The organism is Nonomuraea sp. NPDC002799 (genome assembly GCF_053592075.1).
Window position 1 is genome coordinate 1 of record NZ_JBSFVA010000043.1, and the last position, 21336, is coordinate 21336.

19 protein-coding genes are annotated in these 21336 nt (G+C 70.4%); 14 read left to right on the plus strand and 5 right to left on the minus strand.

Features of this window, described 5'->3' with window-relative positions:
* The first annotated feature begins 179 nt into the window (after positions 1 to 179).
* From ACWD0F_RS44120 to thrS, 3 genes are all read left to right on the plus strand, one after another.
* Positions 180 to 1079 carry a TIGR03564 family F420-dependent LLM class oxidoreductase gene (locus ACWD0F_RS44120; RefSeq protein WP_449887922.1) on the plus strand — a complete coding sequence of 300 codons (900 nt, stop codon included), beginning with the start codon at positions 180 to 182 and terminating at the stop codon, positions 1077 to 1079.
* A gap of 30 nt (positions 1080 to 1109) precedes the next feature.
* Positions 1110 to 1715 carry a glycoside hydrolase family 25 protein gene (locus ACWD0F_RS44125; RefSeq protein WP_449887924.1) on the plus strand — a complete coding sequence of 202 codons (606 nt, stop codon included), beginning with the start codon at positions 1110 to 1112 and terminating at the stop codon, positions 1713 to 1715.
* A 63-nt stretch (positions 1716 to 1778) separates the two neighbouring features.
* Positions 1779 to 3743, plus strand: coding sequence for a threonine--tRNA ligase (gene thrS / locus ACWD0F_RS44130; RefSeq protein WP_449887925.1), 1965 nt, complete (start codon positions 1779 to 1781; stop codon positions 3741 to 3743).
* 189 nt (positions 3744 to 3932) lie between these two features.
* Here the strand turns inward: thrS and ACWD0F_RS44135 are convergent, their stop codons facing one another.
* Positions 3933 to 4442 (minus strand): Asp23/Gls24 family envelope stress response protein, encoded by a 510-nt coding sequence (locus ACWD0F_RS44135; RefSeq protein ID WP_449887927.1) that lies wholly within the window; start codon positions 4440 to 4442, stop codon positions 3933 to 3935.
* A gap of 77 nt (positions 4443 to 4519) precedes the next feature.
* On the opposite strand from ACWD0F_RS44135, the gene ACWD0F_RS44140 reads away from it, so the two are divergent.
* Positions 4520 to 5050: an HIT family protein gene (locus tag ACWD0F_RS44140; protein WP_449887929.1), complete on the plus strand. Its 531-nt coding sequence runs from the start codon at positions 4520 to 4522 to the stop codon at positions 5048 to 5050.
* A 95-nt stretch (positions 5051 to 5145) separates the two neighbouring features.
* Here the strand turns inward: ACWD0F_RS44140 and ACWD0F_RS44145 are convergent, their stop codons facing one another.
* Together ACWD0F_RS44145 and ACWD0F_RS44150 are read right to left on the minus strand one after the other, a co-directional pair.
* Positions 5146 to 7209: a hypothetical protein gene (locus ACWD0F_RS44145; protein ID WP_449887930.1), complete on the minus strand. Its 2064-nt coding sequence runs from the start codon at positions 7207 to 7209 to the stop codon at positions 5146 to 5148.
* 135 nt (positions 7210 to 7344) lie between these two features.
* Positions 7345 to 7746, minus strand: coding sequence for a hypothetical protein (locus ACWD0F_RS44150; RefSeq protein ID WP_449887932.1), 402 nt, complete (start codon positions 7744 to 7746; stop codon positions 7345 to 7347).
* Here ACWD0F_RS44150 and ACWD0F_RS44155 point away from each other — a divergent pair.
* Complete coding sequence (locus tag ACWD0F_RS44155) at positions 7739 to 8239, plus strand: TetR/AcrR family transcriptional regulator (RefSeq protein WP_449887934.1); 501 nt, start codon at positions 7739 to 7741, stop codon at positions 8237 to 8239. The two genes, ACWD0F_RS44150 and ACWD0F_RS44155, sit on opposite strands and share 8 nt — an antisense overlap.
* Here the strand turns inward: ACWD0F_RS44155 and ACWD0F_RS44160 are convergent.
* Together ACWD0F_RS44160 and ACWD0F_RS44165 are read right to left on the minus strand one after the other, a co-directional pair.
* Positions 8220 to 9776 carry a glycoside hydrolase family 10 protein gene (locus ACWD0F_RS44160; RefSeq protein WP_449887935.1) on the minus strand — a complete coding sequence of 519 codons (1557 nt, stop codon included), beginning with the start codon at positions 9774 to 9776 and terminating at the stop codon, positions 8220 to 8222. The genes ACWD0F_RS44155 and ACWD0F_RS44160 overlap by 20 nt on opposite strands.
* Before the next feature lie 130 nt (positions 9777 to 9906).
* Positions 9907 to 12045 carry an elongation factor G-like protein EF-G2 gene (locus ACWD0F_RS44165; protein ID WP_449887937.1) on the minus strand — a complete coding sequence of 713 codons (2139 nt, stop codon included), beginning with the start codon at positions 12043 to 12045 and terminating at the stop codon, positions 9907 to 9909.
* Between the two features lie 164 nt (positions 12046 to 12209).
* Between ACWD0F_RS44165 and pgsA the strand changes: the two genes are divergently transcribed.
* The 9 genes from pgsA to ACWD0F_RS44210 all read left to right on the plus strand — a co-directional run bounded on the left by pgsA (position 12210) and on the right by ACWD0F_RS44210 (position 21333).
* Positions 12210 to 12842: a phosphatidylinositol phosphate synthase gene (gene pgsA, locus ACWD0F_RS44170; RefSeq protein WP_449887939.1), complete on the plus strand. Its 633-nt coding sequence runs from the start codon at positions 12210 to 12212 to the stop codon at positions 12840 to 12842.
* Entirely contained in the window at positions 12839 to 13747 is a 909-nt protein-coding gene (locus ACWD0F_RS44175) for a phosphatidylinositol mannoside acyltransferase (RefSeq protein WP_449887941.1), read from the plus strand. The genes pgsA and ACWD0F_RS44175 overlap by 4 nt, the downstream gene beginning before the upstream one ends.
* Entirely contained in the window at positions 13744 to 14874 is a 1131-nt protein-coding gene (locus tag ACWD0F_RS44180) for a glycosyltransferase family 4 protein (RefSeq protein ID WP_449887943.1), read from the plus strand. The genes ACWD0F_RS44175 and ACWD0F_RS44180 overlap by 4 nt, the downstream gene beginning before the upstream one ends.
* Before the next feature lie 49 nt (positions 14875 to 14923).
* Positions 14924 to 15466, plus strand: coding sequence for a hypothetical protein (locus tag ACWD0F_RS44185; protein WP_449887945.1), 543 nt, complete (start codon positions 14924 to 14926; stop codon positions 15464 to 15466).
* 62 nt (positions 15467 to 15528) lie between these two features.
* On the plus strand, positions 15529 to 16542 hold the full coding sequence (locus tag ACWD0F_RS44190; protein ID WP_449887947.1) for a DUF3048 domain-containing protein: 1014 nt from the start codon (positions 15529 to 15531) through the stop codon (positions 16540 to 16542).
* Between the two features lie 114 nt (positions 16543 to 16656).
* Positions 16657 to 17571 (plus strand): pyridoxal 5'-phosphate synthase lyase subunit PdxS, encoded by a 915-nt coding sequence (gene pdxS, locus ACWD0F_RS44195; protein ID WP_449887949.1) that lies wholly within the window; start codon positions 16657 to 16659, stop codon positions 17569 to 17571.
* 286 nt (positions 17572 to 17857) lie between these two features.
* Positions 17858 to 19540, plus strand: coding sequence for an alkaline phosphatase D family protein (locus tag ACWD0F_RS44200; protein ID WP_449887951.1), 1683 nt, complete (start codon positions 17858 to 17860; stop codon positions 19538 to 19540).
* A gap of 97 nt (positions 19541 to 19637) precedes the next feature.
* On the plus strand, positions 19638 to 20102 hold the full coding sequence (locus tag ACWD0F_RS44205) for a MarR family winged helix-turn-helix transcriptional regulator (RefSeq protein ID WP_449887953.1): 465 nt from the start codon (positions 19638 to 19640) through the stop codon (positions 20100 to 20102).
* A 43-nt stretch (positions 20103 to 20145) separates the two neighbouring features.
* Entirely contained in the window at positions 20146 to 21333 is a 1188-nt protein-coding gene (locus ACWD0F_RS44210) for an MFS transporter (RefSeq protein ID WP_449887955.1), read from the plus strand.
* Positions 21334 to 21336 lie beyond the last annotated feature (3 nt).

The window sequence follows — 21336 nt, forward strand, 5'->3', positions numbered from 1 at the left end:
AAGCACCCCGTTCCACAGCACGGGCCGCGTCAGCGGCACGAACTGCCGCGTGAGCGGCACGGGAATCTCCGTCCTCAGGGCGGAGAGCAAGTCAAAAATCCGTCTCCGTTCGGTGGGTGATCGCGGGGCGGCGTGGGAAGGTACATTCGCGTCAGTCACCAGAACGGAGTTCTGTTCCTATGCGTTATGGATATTTCCTTGGTGAGCGTAAAAGCTCCGACCCCATCGGCGACCTGCGTGATCAGATCACCCAGGCGGCCGGCGACGGCTTCAGCTCCGCCTGGCTGTCGAACATCTTCGGCCTGGACGCCATCACCGCCCTCGCCGCGGCGGGGGCCCAGGCGCCCCCGATCGAGCTCGGCACCGCCGTCGTGCCGACCTACCCGCGCCATCCCGCCGTACTCGCTCAGCAGGCCATGACGGCCAACGCCGCGCTCGGCGGGCGGTTCGCGCTGGGCATCGGCCTGTCGCACAAGATCGTCATCGAGAACATGTTCGGTTACGACTTCGACCGCCCGGGCCGGCACATGAAGGAATATCTCAGCATCCTGGTGCCCGCCAGCAGGGGCGAGCAGGTCAAGTTCGAGGGCGAGACGCTCAAGGCCGAGCTCAAGCTGACCACACCGGGCGCCGGCCTGCCGATCCTGGTCGCCGCGCTCGGCCCGCGCATGCTCAAGCTCGCGGGCACCGTGGCCGACGGCACCGTTCTGTGGATGACGGGCCCCAAGACGGTCGCCGAGCACATCGCGCCGACCATCACGGCCGCGGCGGCCGAGGCGGGCCGCGAGCCGCCGCGCATCGTCTGCGGGCTGCCGATCTGCGTCACCGACGACCCGGCCGCCGCCGTCCAGCGGGCCAACGAGATCTTCGCGATGTACGGTCAGCTTCCGTCCTATCGTGCGATGCTCGACAGGGAAGGCGCGGCGGGCCCGGGCGACGTGGCGATCGTCGGCGACGAGGAGACGGTGCTGGCCAAGCTCGGCGAGCTGGAGCGGGCCGGGGTGACCGACTTCGTCGCCTCACCGTTCGCCAACACCGAGCGCACCCGCAACCTGCTGATCGGCGCGGCGAAGGGCTGATCAGGAGAGGTCTCAATAAACTCCGACAAGGTGAAGCGCTTGCTGCAGGGCATCGATGTGTCGAACTGGCAGGGCACCGTCGACTGGTCCGACCACGCGGAGGACGGCGTGGCCTTCGCCTTCGCGAAGGCCACGGAGGGCGGCGACTACACCGACAAATGGTTCAGGCGCAACTGGAACGGCATGCGCGAGAGCTGGATCGTCTGCGGGGCCTACCACTTCGCCAGGCCCAAGGGCGACCCGATCCAGCAGGCGCGCCACTTCCTGGGCACCATCAGGTCGGCCGGCGGGCTGCGCCGCGGCGACCTGGTGGCGCTCGACCTGGAGACCAGCGACGGGCTGCGGCCCGAGCAGGTCGCCCGCTACGCGCGCCGCTGGTGCCATCACGTCGAGCGGCACTGCGGCGTGCGGCCGTTCATCTACACCTTCCACTCGTTCGCGAACGCCGGAAACTGCGCGGGCCTGGCCGAATATCCGCTCTGGATCGCCAGCCCCCAGAAGTCGCGTGGCATGCCCGCGGTGCCGCGGCCCTGGCGTGACTGGACCATCCACCAGTACGTCAACAGCCCCATCGACCGCAACGTCTTCCACGGCACCCGGCAGGACCTGACAAGCCTGGGGTTTGACCCGCGATAGCATCGGTGTCCACCATCGAACCTGCCTCGGTGCCGGGCATCGAGGCGATCCAAGGGAGTCACCGTGTCAGCCGAGCTACGCATCACCCTCGCCGGAGCCGAGCGTGTGGTCGCGGCCGGCACGACGGCCGGTGAGGCGCTCGAAGCCGACGGACGCACGGTCATCGCGGCCCGGGTCGGCGGCGAGGCGCGTGACCTGGCCCATCCGCTGGCCGACGGCGACGTGGTCGAGCCGATCGAGGTCTCCAGCGACGAGGGCAGGGCGATCGTCCGCCACTCCACCGCCCACGTCATGGCGCAGGCCGTGCAGGAGCTGTTCCCCGAGGCCAAGCTGGGCATCGGCCCGCCCGTCGACAACGGCTTCTACTACGACTTCGACGTCGAGCACGCCTTCCAGCCCGACGACCTCAAGCGCATCGAGAAGCGCATGCGCGAGATCGTCAAGCAGGGGCAGTTGTTCTCCCGCCGGGCCGTCTCCGACGAGGAGGCCCGCGCGGAGCTGGCCGGCGAGCCCTACAAGCTGGAGCTGATCGGGCTCAAGGGCGGCGCGGCCGACGAGGAGTCCGTCGAGGTCGGCGCCGGGCAGCTCACCATCTACGACAACCTCGACCCCAAGAGCGGCGATCTGCGGTGGAAGGATCTGTGCCGCGGCCCGCACGTGCCGTCCACCCGGTCCATCCCGGCCTTCAAGCTCATGCGCTCCGGCGGCGCCTACTGGCGGGGCAGCGAGAAGAACCCGCAGCTCCAGCGGGTCTACGGCACCGCGTGGGAGTCCCGCGACAAGCAGGACGAATACCTCAAGCTGCTGGAGGAGGCCGAGAAGCGCGACCATCGCAAGCTGGGCGTGGAGCTCGACCTGTTCAGCTTCCCCGCGGAGCTCGGCAGCGGCCTGCCCCTCTTCCATCCCAAGGGCGGGATCATCCGCAAGGAGATGGAAGACTACATGCGCAGGCGGCAGGCCGAGGCGGGCTACGAGTTCGTCAACACGCCGCACATCACCAAGTCGTCGCTGTTCGAGACCTCGGGGCACCTTCCCTGGTATGCCGACGACATGTTCCCGGCCTTCGAGCTGGAGGGCATCGAATACCGCGTCAAGCCGATGAACTGCCCGATGCACAACCTGATCTTCCGGGCGCGCGGGCGTTCCTACCGTGAGCTGCCGCTGCGGTTGTGCGAGTTCGGCTCGGTCTACCGGTATGAGAAGTCGGGCGTGGTGCACGGGCTGACCCGGGTGCGCGGGATGACGCAGGACGACGCGCACATCTACACCACCAGGGAGCAGATGGCCGATGAGATCAAGTCGCTGCTGAGGTTCGTGCTCAGCGTGCTGCGTGACTTCGGTCTTTCGGACTTCTACCTGGAGCTGTCCACCCGTGACGACTCCGAGAAGTTCATCGGCGAGCCCGCCGAGTGGGAGGAGGCGACCGCGGCGCTGCGCCAGGTCGCCACCGAGTCGGGGCTGGCGCTGGTCGACGACCCGGGCGGCGCGGCCTTCTACGGGCCGAAGATCTCCGTGCAGGCCAAGGACGCGATCGGCCGCACCTGGCAGTTGTCCACCATCCAGCTCGACCTCAACCAGCCCAAGCGCTTCGGTCTCGAATACCAGGCGGCCGACGGCAGCCGGCAGACCCCTGTCATGATCCACCGCGCGCTGTTCGGCTCCGTCGAGCGTTTCCTCGGCGTGCTCACCGAGCACTACGCGGGCGCCTTCCCCGTGTGGTTGTCGCCGGTGCAGGTGGTCGGCATTCCGATCGCCGACGCCCACGCCCCCTACCTGCAGGACGTCGCCAAGCGGCTGCGCGAGCACGGCATCCGCATCGACGTCGACGCCTCCGACGACCGCATGCAGAAGAAGATCCGCAACGCGCAGAAGTCCAAGGTGCCCTTCATGCTGCTCGCCGGTGACGACGACATCGCCAACGGCGCGGTGTCGTTCCGCTACCGCAACGGGGAGCAGAAGAACGGCGTCCCGGTCGACGAGGCGGTCGCCGAGATCGTCGACGCGGTCGAGCGCCGCGTCCAGGTCTGACCCCGGCCCGTTCCCGGAGCCGCTGCGGCTCCGGGAACGGCGGAGCCGCCACCTGCGCGGCTCCGCCGGCCGGGCTCACTTGGCCGGCGGCTGACCCTGCTTGTCGGTGAACTCGCCGATGAGGATCATGATGAAGTCGATCAGCACCCAGACGCCCGGGCCGGGAAGCGCTCATCCCCGTCATCGTCGTCAGGTGGCGGAGGGGTCGTCCTCGAAGCCGTCCTGGCCCGGCTCGCGGCTCTGGCCGGGCAGCCGTACGTCGTCCACCGTCACGTTGACCTCCACGACCCGCATGCCCAGCATCCGGCTCACGCTCTTGGCCACGTTCGTCTTGACCTCGGAGGCGACGTCCAGCACGACGTGCCCGTACTCCACCACGATCGTCAGGCTCACCGCCACCTGACGGTCCTGGATCTGCGCGCTGACCCCCTGGGTGCCACGGCGCGAGCCGATGCCGATGCGGTCGCGTACGGACTCGAAGGCCCTGGCCAGGTCGCCGCCCATGTCGGCGACCCCGGTCACCTCCAGCGCCGCCAGCGCGGCGACCTTCTCGACGACCTCGTCGGCGACCTTGATCCGCCCCTTGACGACCGCGCCGCCCGTGGGCGCCTCGGTATAGGAGGGTGGAACGTCGGCGGGCGTGGGCACCGGGCCCGGAACGGGGGACGGGGCGGGGTGCTCGGCTAATGTGTCACTCATCGCGGCCTCCTGTAGGCGGGTGCTTGGGATTGTGCCGGAAGAGCCCCCCGTTTGTCCGTGGTCCTATGCTGCTAGTTATGCACGATCAGGCAGGGGCCGGGGCCCCCGACAACTTCCAGCGTCTGTGGACCCCGCATCGCATGGCCTACATCAAGGGCGAGAACAAGCCGACGGGCACCGGCCCGGACGACGGCTGCCCGTTCGACGCGATCCCCAAGATGAGCGATGAGGACGGCCTGGTCGTCGCCAGAGGGCAGAGCGTGTACGCCGTGCTCAACCTCTACCCCTACAACTCCGGCCACCTGATGGTCGTGCCCTACCGGCATGTCTCCGACTACGCCGAGCTGACCGCGCAGGAAACGGTCGAGCTGGGGGAGTTCACCCAGGAGTCACTGCGCGCGCTGCGCAAGGCCAGCGGCGCGCAGGGCTTCAACGTCGGGATGAACCTCGGCCACGTCGCGGGCGCGGGCATCGCCGCCCACCTGCACCAGCACGTGGTGCCCCGGTGGGGCGGCGACACCAACTTCATGCCGGTCGTCGCCCAGACCAAGGTCCTGCCGCAACTCCTGCGCGAAACCCGCCGCCTCCTCGCCGAAGCCTGGGACTGACCGCCGCCCCGAGGCGCGTCACGTGGGACCGGCCGCCGTGTCCGGCCGCGTCACGTGGGACCGATCGTCGGCGGTCGTCCTCCGCGTCGGGGGCGTCACTTCGTCGCGGGCGCCAAGTCCGTCACCGGCTCGGCGACCCCCTCCCGGTCGCGCGTCAGCGCTCCGATGCCGGTCGCCAGCAGCAGCGGCACGGCCAGCGCCAGCGCCATGGAGAGCACGGCCGCCCCCGAGTCGTTGACGAGCATGCCCACCACCCCGCTGACGAGCGTGCCGATCAGCCCGGCCCGCAGCGCGGGTGAGTGCTCGAAGGCGGCGGGCACCACCCCGGCCGAGGCCTGCTCGGGCCGCAGGATCGCGTAGACGAGGAACGCCACGGCCGCGATCACGATGGGCATCAGGTTGGGGCTGAGCAGGGTGGCCAGCATGGCGTGCAGCTTGCGCCAGATGACGTCGAACGCCTCCCCGGTCAGCACCTGCCCCACGAACCTGCCCAGATGCGTCTGCTCGGCGGCGGGCCGCAGGTAGTTGATCCAGGCGAACGCCATCACGATCACCCCGCCGGCCACGCAGAACGCCCCCAGCTTCACCAGCGAGACCCGCTTGCCGGCCAGGATCAGCGCGGTCACCGCGATGCCGGGCACGAACGCGATGACCCCGCCGAAGTCGCTGCCCATCCCGGACCCGCCGAGCACCATCGCGAACGCCCCCAGCGACACGATCGCGGCCACGCCCACCTTGCCCGGCCACCGGTGCGCGATCGCCGTGGCGGCCAGCAGGGTGCCGGTCGCCAGCAGCGCGAACGGGATGTTGCCCAGCCCGTAGTAGCGGGCGCCGACGTCGGCGCCGTAGCCCATGACGCTGTTGAGCTGCAACGTCGTGCCGGTCAGCAGGTCGCCGGCGAGGGTCAGCGCGGTGGTCCCGGCGACCACGGCGAGCGGGCCGAGCGGCCGGCGCCGCCACGGCCCCGCGAACGCCACCGCCGTGATGAGCGCCGACCACCCGAGCACTCCGGCGATGAGGTGGGGCACGCTCGACCAGGGCAGCAGGTTGACGAGGTAGCTGGCGGCCGGCAGGGAGGCCAGCGCGACGGCGGCCAGGCGGATCGCGGCCAGGCCCTTGCGGCGGCGCAGCAGCAGGAACGCGATCAGGTAGAACAGGACCTGCAGCACCGCCACGGCCGTGAAGTAGACGCCCTTCACCGAGCGGATCGACTGGGCGGTGGCGTCGGCGCGGCGCAGGCGTTCGAGCGTGGCGCCGTGCTCGCCCACCTGGAGCGGCCCGCCCACCACGGCGGCCGGCACCGGGACGCCCAGCTCGGTCAGCGCGGTGGCGGTCAGGTCGGTCAGGATCGAGATGTCCTCGCGGTGAGTGGAGGCGGCGCCGAGCAGCCGTCCCTGCGCGCCGGGCTCGCGCAGCGCGGCCACCCGCAGATGCGGCACGGAGCCGTGGTCGGACAGGCCCGCGAGCAGCACCGTGGTGTCCTCGGGCAGGACCGACAGCAGCGCGCCGGCCTTGGCGTCGGCCAGCCGCAGCGCCTCGCGCCGTTCGGCGGGGCCGAGCTGGTCGGGCACCTTGGGCAGCCGGTCGCCGGTCAGGTAGGGGCGGATCAGGTCGTCCACGTCCATGGCGATCATCCGGCACTGCTGGAGGTCGGCGGTCCGCACCTGGAGCGGGGAGTCGTGGTAGCGCGCCACCACGCCCTGGCGGTCGGCCAGGGCCAGCGCGGCGCCGGGGCCGATCGCGATCGAGCACTGGCCGGCCGCCTTCAGCGTCTCGCCCAGCAGGCCGGCGTTACGCTGCCCGGCCACGTCGATCAGATAGCGGTAATCGGGGATGGACGCGCCTCCGCCGCTCGCCTCGGGCAGCGGGGGAGCGCCGCAGCCGTAGCCGACGGCCGACCTGGTGCCGGCCGACACGGTCAGCCAGCCGTCGTACGGGCAGGTCACGCCGCCGACCGTGCGGATCGACAACGAGCCGATGGCGCTCGACCCGGCCAGCTCCCACAGGTTGGGGGTGCCGGTCGGGGTGAGGTCGTTCCAGTGCAGGCCGGACACGCCGATGAGCGCCACCCGTTCCGCGCCGTCGTCCGCTCGCGCCGTGGCCGCGAACATGACCTGACCGGCCAGCAGCGCGGCCAGCAGGATCACCGTGCGTCGCACCCGGATGACCTCCCGTGATCGATGATTTCCGTGGCACGGCAGAGGCCAGTTCCTGTTCCGGCGCCACCGGGCCCGACTACCCTCTCATGTGGCGGACATCACGATGCGCGGTTGCGGTGAATGACGCCGGGCCGGTCAAAGGTCCAGGACGGCCTTGCCGTGCAGGCGGCGCTCCAGCAGGGCGCTGACGGCCGCACCGGCCTTGTCCCACCCGCCCCGCCACGCGATGGCCGGGTCGAGGGCCCCGGCCGCCACCCGGCCGGCCAGCCACGTCAGGTCCGGCCCGAGCGGCACGCCGTCCAGCAGGAAGAACGTGACGATCGACCGCCCGTGCCGCCCTTGGCCGCCGTAGAAGGCGCCCGGCGGGAAGCTCTCCGGCTCCTCCGTCGCGTGCCCGACCGCGATCAGCGTCCCGCCGGGCGCCAGCTTGCCGAAGGCGCGCTGGCGCCCGCGACGGGCACGGTGCTGAGCGCGCCGGGATCGGCGCCGGCGGGAGCGGTGCCCAGCGCGGCGGTGCGACGAGGTCGAGGTGTCCAAACGCACCTTCTTCCGCACGTTCGCCAGCAAGGAGGAGGTCGCCATGGCCCCGCTGGAGGACATGTGGCGCGGCTTCCTGACGGAGCTGGAGACGACGGAGCCCGACGGGCGGCCGGTGCTGGAGCCGGCCCGCGACGCGCTGCTGGCCACGCTGGACGGCATGGCGGGCGACGACTGGGCCCGCCGGGCGCTGCTCAGCTACCGGCTGTCGAGGGAGACCCCGTCCATCGACGGCCACAGCCTGCACTTCTGCGAGCGCACGACGCAGGCGGCCATGGACGTCATGCGTCCCTGGCTGACGACCCAGGCGGCCGACCCGCGCGCCCGCCTGGTGATGGACATGCTGGTGGCCGCCTTCCGCTACGCGCTGTCCGGCTGGGCGGCCGATCCGGGGGCCGCCAAGAGCCGGGAGGAGCTGGCGGCCCGGTTCCGCGAGGCCGTCGGAGCCCTGCCCGGCAGCCTCGCGCTCACCGCTAGCCCGCCTTCACCCTGACCGCGTCGCTCTCGTGCTGCAGGCGGTCGAGCGAGGTGATGAGGTAGGTCCCCGCCGCCGGCGCCGTGTACGACGGGCTGGTCACGATGGCGATCAGGCTGCGGGCGTCGGTGGTGTGGCAGTCCTTGCCCGACTTCGGCTCCTGGTAGACGGCGTACGCCCGAGCCCTCTGGGAGGGCGTCCACGACAGCGTGGTGCCGTCGGCCTTGGCGTCCGCCGGCGGGGGCGGGGCCTCGCCGCCGAGCTTCTTGATGATCGGCAGCAGCGCGGGCCGGCTGTAGTAGGTCTTGGCGACCAGGTCGATCGCGCCCAGCGGGTTGGTGAGCAACTGCTTGGCGCTGAAGTAGACCTCACCCTTGACCGGCTTGTACCGGCGGTTCACGCCCACCTGCGCGGCCAGCTCACCCGGAATGGTCCAGGCCTTGTCGTCCTTGGCGCCGACCCGGTAGAGCGCCTGCCCGATGTACAGGTGCACGCCGCTGCCCTTGACCTCGTCGGCCCACCAGCGGACCAGCGTGGTGTAGTCGGCGGCCTTGAAGCCACGCGGCCAGTAGAGCTGGGGCAGCACGTAGTCGACGGTGCCGTCCTCGATCCAGGCGCGCGCGTCGGCGTAGATCGAGTCGTAGGCGGACATGCCGTTCGTGGCCGAGCCCGACGGGTCCTGGGCCTTGTTGCGCCAGATGCCGAACGGGCTGATGCCGAACTTGATGTACGGCTTGGCCTCGTGGACGCTCCGGTCGACTTGGGCGACGAGCTTGTTGACGTTGTCGCGCCGCCAGGCGGCGAGCTTCTTGCCGTCGCCGTACTTCTTGAAGGCGGCCGCGTCGTCGAACGTCTCGCCCGGCGCGGGATAGGGATAGAAGTAGTCGTCGAAGTGCACGCCGTCGATGTCGTAACGGTCCACCACGTCGTCGATGACCTTGATCACGTGTTCGCGGACGGCGGGCAGGCCGGGGTTGTAGTAGAGGCGGCCGCCGTACTTGATCACCCAGTCGGGGTTCTGGCGCGCGGGATGGCCGGCCGGCAGCTTGGCCGTGCTGTCGCCGTAGGAGGCGCGGTAGGGGTTGAACCAGGCGTGGAACTCCATGCCGCGCTTGTGCGCCTCCTCGATGAGGAACGGCAGCGGATCCCAGCCCGGATCCTTGCCCGCCGTGCCCGTCAGATACTGCGACCACGGCTCCAGCGAGGACTTGAAGATCGCGTCGGAGGCGGGCCGGACCTGGACGTAGACCGCGTTGAGCCGGCGCTTGGCGGCGCTGTCGAGGATCTTCGTGTAGCCGGCCTTCTGCTGGTCGGAGCTGAGGCCGGGCTTGGCGGGCCAGTCGATGTTCTGGGTCGTGGCGATCCACACCCCGCGCAGCTCGCGCTTGGGATAACGGGCGTCGGCCTTGCACGGCGCGGCGGCAGGGGCCGCGATGGCCGTCTTCTTCTTGCTCGCTGCGGGGCTCTCTCCGGCCCCGGGGCCGAACAGGAAGGCGGCGCCGGTGGCGACGGCGGCGAGAGCGGCAGCGGCTAGGAGTGGGCGTCCGGTTCGCATAATAGGAACCAGTCTGACAGCCGCTCAGGGCTGCCCGGGTCTGAAAAAAGAAATAAAGTCGTGACTCTTTTGTGACATAAGTAAACGGCTGGGCCGGGAGGGAGGAAATCCCTCCCGGCTCGTGCGACGGCTAGTCCGTCGCCGCCATCCTGCTGGCGAGGTTCTGCGGCAGGGGTTCGTAACGCAGGAACGTGCGCTGGAAGGTCCCGGTGCCGTGTGACATCGATCTCAGATCGATGGCGTAGCGCGTGATCTCCAGCTCCGGCACCTCCGCCTTCACCAGAGTGCGTCCCGTGCCCACGGGCTCGGTGCCGAGCACCCGCCCGCGCCGCGAGGACAGGTCGGACATCACCGACCCCACATGGTCGTCGGCCACCAGCACCGACAGCTCGTCCACGGGCTCCAGCAGCAGCGTCGGCACCTTGGCCGCCGCCTCCTTCAACGCGAGCTGGCCGGCGATCTGGAAGGCCATGTCGGAGGAGTCGACGGAGTGCGCCTTGCCGTCGTACAGGGTGACGCGCACGTCCACCATCGGATAGCCGGCGACGACGCCCCGCTCCATCTGGGCCCGCACCCCCTTTTCCACCGACGGGATGAACTGGCGCGGCACCACGCCGCCCACGATCTTGTCGACGAACTCGAAGCCCCCGCCGGACGGCAGCGGCTCGACCTCCAGGTGGCAGATCGCGAACTGGCCGTGGCCGCCGGTCTGCTTGACGTTGCGGCCCATCGCCTGGCACTTGCCGCCGAACGTCTCGCGCAGCGGCACCCGCAGCTCGATCCGCTCGACCTCGACGCCGTGGCGCTTGGACAGGCGGTCGAGCAGCACGTCGGTGTGCGCCTCACCCATGCACCACAGGACGAGCTGCCTGGTCTCGGCGTTGTTCTCCAGGCGCAGCGTGGGATCCTCGGCCACCAGCCGGCCGAGCGCCTGCGAGAGCTTGTCCTCGTCGGCCTTGGACTTGGCCGTGATCGCCACGGGCAGCAGCGGCTCGGGCATGTCCCAGGCGGTCATCAGCAGCGGGCGCTCGACGTCGGAGAGCGTGTCGCCGGTCTCGGCCCGCGACAGCTTGGCCACCGCCACGATGTCGCCCGCCATGCCCTTGGCCGCGCCGCGCTGCACCTTGCCCAGCGGGCTGGTCAGGGTGCCGATGCGCTCGTCCACGTCGTGGTCCTCGTGGCCGCGGTCGGCCATGCCGTGCCCGGACACGTGCACGGTCATGTCGGGGCGCAGGGTGCCGGAGAAGACGCGGACGAGGCTGATGCGGCCGACGTACGGGTCGCTGGTGGTCTTGACGACCTCGGCCACCAAGGGGCCGGTGTCCTCGCAGGAGATGCCCTTGACCGGTTTTCCGGACAGGTCGGTGATCTCGGGTATGGGGTGTTCGAGGGGCGAGGGGAAGCCCTGGGTGATGAGCTCCAGCAGCTCCTGGGAGCCGACCCCGAGCCCGCTGCACAGCACCGGGTAGAAGCTGCCGCGGGCGACCGCCTTCTCCAGGTCGTCGATGAGGGCCTTGGTGTCGATGGGATCACCTTCGAGGTATCGCTCCATGAGCGACTCGTCCTCGCTCTCCTGGATGATCCCCTCGATCAGGACGCCGCGGTGCTCCTCGATCTGCGACTCGTACTCCGCACCCGGCTCCTTCTCCGTGCGCTTGCCGGTGGCGTAGTTGTAGAACTTCTGCGTCAGCAGGCCGATCAGCCCGTTGACGTGCCCATTGGTGATCACCGGGAGATAGAGGGGGGCGACGCCGTCGCCGAAGATGTCCTGGCAGGTGGCCAGCACCTCGTCGAAGTCGGCCCGCTGGTGGTCGATCTTGGTGATCACCACCGCGCGCGGCATGCCGACCTGGGAGCACTCCTCCCACAACATCTGCGTGAGCCCGTCGATGCCGTCGGCGGCCGACACCACGAAGAGCGCGGCGTCCGCCGCGCGCAGCCCGGCGCGCAGATCGCCGACGAAGTCGGCGTAGCCGGGGGTGTCGAGAAGGTTGATCTTGATGCCGTTGTGCATCAGCGGCGCCACGGCCAGGTTGACCGACCGCTGCTGCCGGATCTCGACCTCGTCGAAGTCGCTGACGGTGGTGCCGTCCTCCACGCGTCCCGCCCGCTGCACGGTGCCCGTGATGGTGAGCAACTGCTCGACGAGGGTGGTCTTACCCGCTCCCGAGTGGCCGACGAGCACGACGTTGCGTATCGCGTCCGCCCTGTCGGCCGCGGGTGCCCTGCCCGCGGCTCCTACGGCGCCGCCTGAGTTTCTTTCCGCCACATCGCCTCCCGCGTTCGTCGGATGACTTCCAACGCCACGCCCGCGGTGAGGGTGCGGAACCGCATGGACGCGGTGTGTTCACCAAATACCTCTGTGGCGAATATCACAAGGGGGCCGGGGCAAAGAAAGTTCCCGGGCGCGAGATAGCCTACGATCGGACCGCGATGCTCAAACTCCTGCGCCCGGCCATGACCCGGATACTCACCCCGCTGGGCAGGGCTCTCGTCGGCCGCGGGATCGGCCCGGACGCCGTCACGGCGGTCGGCACCCTCGGCACCGTCGTGTCCGCCCTGCTCTTCTTCCCGTTGGGGCAGCTCACCGTGGGCGCCCTGGCGATCACCTTCTTCGTGCTGTTCGACCTGCTCGACGGCGTGGTGGCCCGGCTCGGCGGCAAGGGGGGCAGCACCTGGGGGGCCTTCCTCGACTCGACGCTCGACCGGGTCGCCGACGCCGCCATCTTCGCCGGCCTGATCTTGTATTTCATCTCCGGACACGACACGCTGATGGCCGCGGTGACGCTGCTGTGCCTGATCGCGGGCGCTCTGGTCTCCTACGCCAAGGCCAGGGCCGAGGGGCTCGGGCTCACGGCCGACGTGGGGCTGGCCGAGCGGCCGGAGCGGCTGGTCGTGGCGCTGGTCGCGACCTGCTTCTCGGGGCTCGGCGTCCCCTATCTCCTGCCCGCGGGGATGTGGCTGCTCGCGGCGGCGAGCGTCGTCACCGTCGGGCAGCGCGTGCTGACCGTCTACCAGCAGACCCGGGACCAGCAGCCCAGGGACCAGCAGACGAGGGAGAGATGAGCGAGAAGGCCTCTGTCAGCGATCGTGTCGTGGCCGCGGGATTCGCGACCGGCTGGAAGCTCGTGCCGCTGCTGCCCGAGCGCCCGACGGCCGCGGTGTTCCGCTTCCTCGCCGACCGGGTGTGGAGCCGGCGGGGCAAGTCCGTCCGCCGGCTGGAGTCCAACCTGGCCAGGGTGACCGGCCTCGACGCCGGCGGCCGCGAGATCCGCGAGCTGAGCAGGGCCGGCATGCGCTCCTACCTCCGCTACTTCCACGAGGTCTTCCGGCTGCCGTCCATGAGCAGCGCGGAGATCGTCCGCCGCACCCACGTCATCGGGGCCGAGCACGTGCACAACACGGTCGCCGGCGGCCGGGGCGTGGTGCTGGCGCTGCCGCACATGGGCAACTGGGACCAGGCGGGCGCCTGGCTGGTGGGCGTGGGGCATCCGTTCGCCACCGTGGCCGAGCGGTTGCGGCCGGAGTCGCTGTTCCGCCGCTACGTGGCCTTCCGCGAAGGGCTCGGCATGGAGGTGCTGCCGCTCACCGGCGGTGACGGGCACAACTTCGGGACCCTGGCCACGCGGGTGCGCAAGGGCGGGGTCGTGTGCCTGCCCGCCGAGCGCGACCTGACCAAGAGCGGGGTCGAGGTGCGCTTCTTCGGCGCGACGACCAAGGTGCCCGCGGGGCCGCCGCTGCTGGCCGTGCAGACCGGGGCCGCGCTGCTGCCGGCCATCGTCTACAACGTGGGCGACGACTGGGGCATCCACATCCACGAGGAGATCCCGGTCCCGGCCGAGGGCACCCGGCAGGAGAAGGTGGCGGCGGTGGCGCAGAGCCTGGCCGACGTCTTCGAGAAGGGCATCTCCCAGCATCCGGAGGATTGGCACATGATGCAGCGGCTCTGGCTGGAAGACCTGCCTCGATGAGGGTGGGCATCGTGTGCCCCTACGCGTGGGAGATGCCGGGCGGGGTCAAACAGCACATCGACGACCTGGCCCAGGCGCTGATCGCGCAGGGGCACGACGTGTCGGTGATCGCGCCGGCGGCCGACGACGACGAGCTGCCGCCCTATGTGACGGGGGCCGGGCGCGCGGTTCCGGTGCCGTACAACGGGTCGGTGGCCCGGATGTCGTTCGGGTTCCTGTCGGCCGCGCGGGTGCGGCGCTGGGTGCGTACGGGCGGCTTCGACGTGCTGCACATCCACGAGCCGCTGATCCCGAGCCTGGGCGTGCTGGCCTGCTGGGCGGCCAAGGGGCCGATCGTGGCCACGTTCCACGCCTCGTTCTCGCGATCGCGGGCGATCGCGGTGGCCGAGCCGCTGCTGCGCAGCGCGCTGGAGAAGCTGAGCGGGCGCATCGCGGTCTCCGACGCGGCCCGCAAGAGCCTGGTCGAGCAGTTCGGCGGCGACACCGTGCTCATTCCGAACGGCGTGACCGTCTCCCGCTACACCGAGGCCGAGCCGCTGGACGGCTGGAGGCCCGACGGCGCCACGATGGGCTTCCTCGGCCGCATGGACGAGGAGCGCAAGGGCCTGCCGATCCTGCTCGACGCGTTCAAGACGCTGGCCGCCGAGCGGCCGGGGCTCAAGCTGCTGATCGCCGGTCCCGGCGACGCGAAGGACGTCTACGAGCGGGTGCCGAAGGCCTTCCACGACCGGGTGACGGTGCTGGGCATGGTCAGCGAGACGGACAAGATCCGCGCCTACCACTCGGTCGACGTGTTCTGCGCGCCCAACACGCGCGGGGAGAGCTTCGGCATCGTGCTGGCCGAGGCCATGGCGTCCGGGGCGACGGTGCTGGCCAGCGACATCCCGGCCTTCCGCAAGGTGCTGGGGGAGGGGCAGGCCGGGGCGTTGTTCGCCAACGGCGACCCGGCGTCGCTGGCACGCGAGGCCGGCGCGCTGCTCGACGCGCCGGAGCGGCGGGCCAAGCTGGCCGCGGAGGCGCTGGTGGCGGTCCGCAAGTACGACTGGTCCACGGTCGCGCGGGACGTCGTGCGCGTCTACGAGACGGTCACCACGAGCGGCGCGGGCCGCGTGGAGGAAGACCTGTGATCGCGCGAGTCGGTGGAGGCAGAGTTGTGACAGCGGGCGGGGCCGGCCTGTGACATCGACCATGATCGTGCTGATCGCGGGCATCGTCGTGGTGCTCACGGCCGTCTACGTCTCCTGGCGGGCGGGCCGGCTCGACCGCCTGCACATCCGGCTGGAGCTGGCCCAGGAGGCGCTGGACGCGGCGCTGATGGGGCGCAGGGCGGTGGTGCTGGAGCTGGCCGGCTCGCGCCTGCTCGACCCGGCCACGTCCCTGGTGCTGGCCGCCGCTGCGCACGAGGCCAGGTCGGCGGGCCCGGAGGAGCGCGAGCACGCCGAGAGCGACCTGTCGCGGACGCTGCGCGCGGTGGTGGACCAGGAGCGGTTCAGGGAGCAGCTGTCGGAGGCCCGCGGCGGCGGCGACCTGCTGGAGGAGCTCGACACGGCCGTCGCCAAGGTGGTCTACTCGCGCCGCTTCTACAACAACGCGGTCGGCGTCACGCGGACGGCCCAGCGCCGGTGGCTCGCCAGGACGCTGCGTCTGGCCGGGCACACGGAATACCCCCGATTCTTCGAGATTGATGACAATCCGCCTGCGACTATGGCAACTGAATGACCTAATTTGTGGGAGCCAGTAAGCTTCATCCGTTTTCAGGGCTGAAGCGAGGAGTGTTACACGTGCGGCTACCCCGGACGATGATGATCTGGCTGGCCGGAGCGGCTGTGCTGCTGTCCGCGGCCGCCTGCTCCTCGGAGGAGCCCGCCGCCGGCAAGGCGCCACAGGCCGCCACGGCCGCGCCGAGCGAGGAGCCGGAGGAGGTGCCGGCCCATCCGTTCACCGGCCGGCCGTACGACGCGCTCAAGCCGGTGCTCGCCGTCAAGATCGAGAACACCGCGGCCGGCAAGCCGCAGCTCGGCCTGAAGAGCGCGGACATCGTCTACATCGAGCAGGTCGAGGCGGGCCTGACCCGGCTCATGGCGATCTTCTCCTCCAAGGTGCCCGCCAAGGTGGGGCCCGTCCGCAGCGCCCGCATCTCCGACCTGCACCTCGCGCCGCAGTTCGGCAAGCCGGCCTTCTCCTACTCGGGCGCGCAGACGAAGATGTTGCCGTTCATCGCCGAGGCGTCGTTGTTCGACGTCGGCGACACCCGCAACCCGGCCGCCTACTACCGCGAGTCCGGCCGCTTCGCTCCCTACAACCTGTTCGCCACCACCAAGCAGCTCCTGGCCAAGGCGCCCAAGGCGAGCAAGGCCAAGGACATCGGCTACACCTTCGGCGAGGCCCCGGCCGAGGGGGGCGTGGACAAGAAGTCGTACACCGTCAAGTGGCCCGCCGCGCGCTTCACCTTCGCCTGGTCGGCGGCGAAGAAGCAGTGGCTGATCTGGCAGGACGGCAAGAAGGACATGGCCGCCGAGGGCGGGCAGCTCGGCGCGCCCACGATCGTCGTGCAGTACACCAAGACCGAGCGCTCGGAGTTCCACGACAAGAACCAGAGCTACACGCCGCTCGTGCACACCACGGGCAAGGGCAAGGCGGTCGTGCTGCGCGACGGTAAAGCTTTCACGGCGAACTGGGAGCGGGAATCGGAGAAGGGCGGTACGACGTTCACCACGGAGAGCGGCGAGCCGATGAACTTCGCACCCGGCCAGGTCTGGGTGGCCCTCGCCAGCCGCAAGCCCGTCATCCCCTAGCCATCCTGTCGATATATGGCGAAAAATCATGACATCTTGGCATGTCGGGGTAGGGGTCCCTCAGGACCTACGATGGGGTTGAGAACTTACTGACCGCCGTGAGAGCCCGTGAGGATGACCGTGTCCAGCAGCACGCCAGAGAGCACCCCCGTCACCGGAACCGCCCGCGTCAAGCGCGGCATGGCCGAGATGCTCAAGGGCGGCGTCATCATGGACGTCGTCACACCCGAGCAGGCCAAGATCGCTGAGGACGCCGGAGCGGTCGCGGTCATGGCCCTTGAGCGGGTGCCCGCCGACATTCGCGCCCAGGGTGGCGTGTCCCGGATGAGCGACCCCGACATGATCGACGGCATCATCGCCGCCGTGTCGATCCCCGTGATGGCCAAGGCCCGCATCGGCCACTTCACCGAGGCCAGGGTGCTGCAGGCCCTGGGCGTGGACTACGTGGACGAGTCCGAGGTGCTCACCCCGGCCGACTACGCCAACCACATCGACAAGTGGCAGTTCACCGTGCCGTTCGTGTGCGGGGCCACCAATCTGGGCGAGGCCCTGCGCCGCATCACCGAGGGCGCGGCCATGATCCGCTCCAAGGGCGAGGCCGGCACCGGTGACGTCTCCAACGCCGTCACCCACATGCGCACGATCCGCGGCGAGCTCAAGCGGCTCACCTCGCTGCCCGAGGACGAGCTCTACGTCGCGGCCAAGGAGCTCCAGGCCCCCTACGACCTCGTCGTCGAGGTGGCCAAGGCCGGCAAGCTGCCGGTCGTGCTGTTCACCGCGGGCGGCATCGCCACCCCGGCCGACGCCGCGATGATGATGCAGCTCGGCGCCGAGGGCGTGTTCGTGGGCTCGGGCATCTTCAAGTCCGGCGACCCGGCCAAGCGCGCCGCCGCCATCGTGAAGGCCACCACCTTCTACGACGACCCCGATGTCATCGCCAAGGTCTCACGCGGCCTCGGCGAGGCCATGGTCGGCATCAACGTCGACGAAATCCCGCAGCCGCACCGCCTGGCCGAGCGCGGCTGGTAAATCGGCGCGTCGCCGCAGGTCACAGCTCTTTTCGTGTGGCACGATCAGCTGCGTGGGCGGAGATCATCGATCTTCGCCCGGCGGGGGCGCCACGCTGGGCAGCGCCCGGTGGCGCACGCCGCCGGGAGCGAGGGCCGCACTGACCAGGTGACGGTGAAAATTGCCGGAGAAGGCGACATCCGCGAAGGATGTCGTCTTTTTCGTGTTGTGTGGTGTTCATCACGTAGTCATGATTCTCAGTCAGGCTACGGGCGTCCCGCACCCCTCATCGTCCCAGGAGTCACCCGTGTCCAACCTGAATCGGAGACACTTCCTCGTCACCGGGTTAGCTGCCGGCGCCGCCGCGGCCATCCCCGTCACCGCCGCCCACGCCGACCCGGACCCGGCGGCCGAGACGGCCCAGGGCCTGGCCTCGCGCGGACTGCGCACCGACCCGTTCACGCTCGGCGTCGCCTCCGGAGACCCCGATCACGAGGGCTTCGTGTTGTGGACCCGCCTCGCCCAGGAACCCCTGGCCGAGGACGGGTTCGGCGGCATGCCGCAGCGGCTGTTCCCCGTGTTGTGGCAGGTCTGCTCCGACGAGCGCGGCCGCCGCGTCGTCCGCTCCGGCGTGTCCGTGGCCGCCCCCGAATGGGGTCACAGCGTCCACGTCGAGGTGCGGGGGCTCAGCCCCGACCGCGAATACTGGTACCGCTTCCGCGTCGGCCCGTACGTCTCGCCGATCGGCCGCACCCGCACCGCGCCGCACCCCCTGTCCTACGGCGGCGCGCTCGCCATGGCCTTCGTCTCCTGCGCCCAGTACGAGCACGGCTACTTCACGTCCTACCGCAGGCTCGCCGAGGAGTGCCCCGACCTCATCCTGCACCTGGGCGACTACCAGTACGAGTACACCAGGAACACCTACACCATCCCCGGCGGCAACGTCCGCGACCACGAGGGCCCGGAGACCGAGACGCTGGCCGGCTACCGCCAGCGCCACGCGCAGTACAAGGCCGACGCCGACCTGCAGGCCGCGCACGCCGCCGCGCCGTGGCTGGTCGTGTGGGACGACCACGAGGTCGACAACAACTGGGCCGACGAGGTGCCCGAGAAGCCCGAGGTGCCCCAGCCCGGCTTCCTGGCCAGGCGCGAGGCCGCCTTCCGGGCGTACTACGAGAACATGCCGCTGCGCCGCACCTCCATTCCGCGCGGCATCGACATGCAGCTCTACCGGCGCGTCCAATGGGGCCGCATGGCCACCTTCCACATGCTCGACACCCGGCAGTACCGCGACGACCAGGGCTGCGGCGACGGCTACCGCGACTGCCCGGCCGCCGTCGATCCGGCGCGTTCCATCACGGGGGCTCCGCAGGAGGAGTGGCTCCTGGACGGCTTCCGCCACTCGCGGGCGCAATGGGACATCCTCGGGCAGCAGGTGTTCTTCGCCCAGCGTGACAACAACGCCGGGCCCGCCAAGGTCACCAGCCAGGACTCCTGGGACGGCTACGTGGCCTCCCGGCAGCGCATCACCCAGGGCTGGGTCGACGCGCAGGTGCGCAATCCGGTGGTGCTGACCGGCGACGTGCACGCGCACTGGGCCAGCGACCTCAAGCTCGACTACGACGACCCGACCGGGCCCACGGTCGGCTCCGAGCTGGTGGCGACCTCGATCTCCACCGGCGGGAACGGCGGCGACTCCGACCCGGGGACGCATCCGTTCCTGGCGATCAACCCGCATCTGAAGTTCTACAACAACCAGCGCGGATACGTGCTGACGAAGATCGAGCGCGCGGCGATGACCGCGGACTTCAAGGTGGTGCCGCAGGTCCAGACTCCGGGGTCCGAGGTCTACACGCGGGCCACGTTCGTGGTGGAGGATCGCGTGCCGGGGGTGCGGCAGACGTACCTGCGGCCGCTGGATCCGACGATGCGCACCCCGGGGCAGATCACGGCGGAGGAGACGGTGCGCCTGGAGACCGAGCGCCCGTAGCCCCGAGCACCCGTAGCACCGCGGCCGGACCGGGCGTGACCTGGTCCGGCCTTCTTCCGGCCGGAATATTAGCCAGGCTAACTTAGTTGGGCTAAGTATGAGGGACGATCCCACCCAGCTGGCCCAGCAGGTCTCATCGGTGCTGCGGCACCTGGTCCTCCTGCTCAGGCGCACGGCGGCCGGCCAGCCCGTCACCAGCCAGCAATACTCCGTGCTCGGCTCGCTGGAGTGGGCCCCGCGCAGGATGACCGAGCTGGCGGAGGAGCACGCCGTGCAGCTTCCCACCATGACCGTCCAGATCAACAGGCTGGAGGAGGCGGGGCTGGTGGCACGCGGGTCGGATCCCGCCGACGCCCGGGTCAGGACCGTCGAGCTCACCGGCGAGGGCCGCGCGAGGCTGCTCGCCGTACGCCAGGCCAGGATCGGGCACCTCACCCAGGAGCTGGCCGCCCTCACCGAACAGGAGCGGGCCGCCCTGGCGGCCGCGCTGCCGGTTCTGGCGAAACTCGGTCCTCCACGCCCCGGCGCCTTGAAGAGGCCGGGCCACCCCGACAACGACTGATAGGAGCACCATGCAAACCGGCGGCGGAATCCTTCGCCAGCCGATGTCCGTCTGGGCCACCGCGTTCGCCGCGGTCGTGGCCTTCATGGGCATCGGCCTGGTCGATCCCATCCTCCCGTCCATCGCCCAGGGGCTGAGCGCCACGCCGAGCCAGGTGTCACTGTTGTTCACCAGCTACTTCCTGGTGACGGCCGTGGCCATGCTGATCACCGGCTGGGTCTCCAGCCGCATCGGCGGCAAGCGCACGCTGCTGGCCGGGCTGGCGCTGGTGATCGTGTTCGCCGCGCTCGCCGGCACCTCCACCAGCGTCGCCGAGCTCATCGGCTTCCGCGCCGGCTGGGGTCTGGGCAACGCGCTGTTCGTGGCCACCGCCCTGGCCGTGATCGTCGGCGCCGCCAGCGGCGGCGCGGAGTCGGCCATCATCCTGTACGAGGCCGCGCTCGGCCTGGGCCTGTCCACCGGCCCCCTGGTCGGCGCCCTGCTCGGCGACTGGAACTGGCGGGCCCCGTTCTTCGGCACCGCCACCCTCATGGCCGTCGGCCTCGTGCTGATCGCCACCCTGCTGAAGGCCCAGCCCAAGCCGGCCGTGAAGACCAGGCTCAGCGCCCCCATCAGGGCCCTGGCCCACGGCGGCCTGTCCACCACGGCCTTCAGCGCGCTGTTCTACAACTTCGCGTTCTTCACGCTCCTGGCCTTCACCCCGTTCATCCTGAACATGTCCCCCTACGGCATCGGCGCCGTCTTCTTCGGCTGGGGCGTCTGCGTGGCGCTGGCCTCGGTGTTCGGCGCGCCGCCGCTGCAACGCCGGATCGGCTCGGTGAACGTCCTGCACCTGGCCCTGGCCCTGCTCGCCGTCCTCCAGATCGGCATCGCGCTGTCCGGGTACGCGGGCCTGCACGCGGGCATCATCGTGTTCACCGTCCTGTCGGGCATCCCCATCGGCCTGAACAACACGGTGTTCACCGAATCGGCCATGGAGGTCTCCGACGCGCCCAGGCCGGTCGCGTCCGCGGGCTACAACTTCGTCCGCTGGATGGGCGGCGCGCTGGCGCCCTTCATCGCCACCAAGCTGGGCGAGGAGATCGGCATCTCGGTCCCGTACGTGCTCGGCGCCGTCTGCTGCGTGATCGGCATGGCCGTCCTGTACACCAGGCGCCACCACCTGCGCGCCCTGTCCCGCGTGGACGCCGGCCACACCCTCCACGACGCCGCGGCCGTGCCCGCCGGCTGAGCC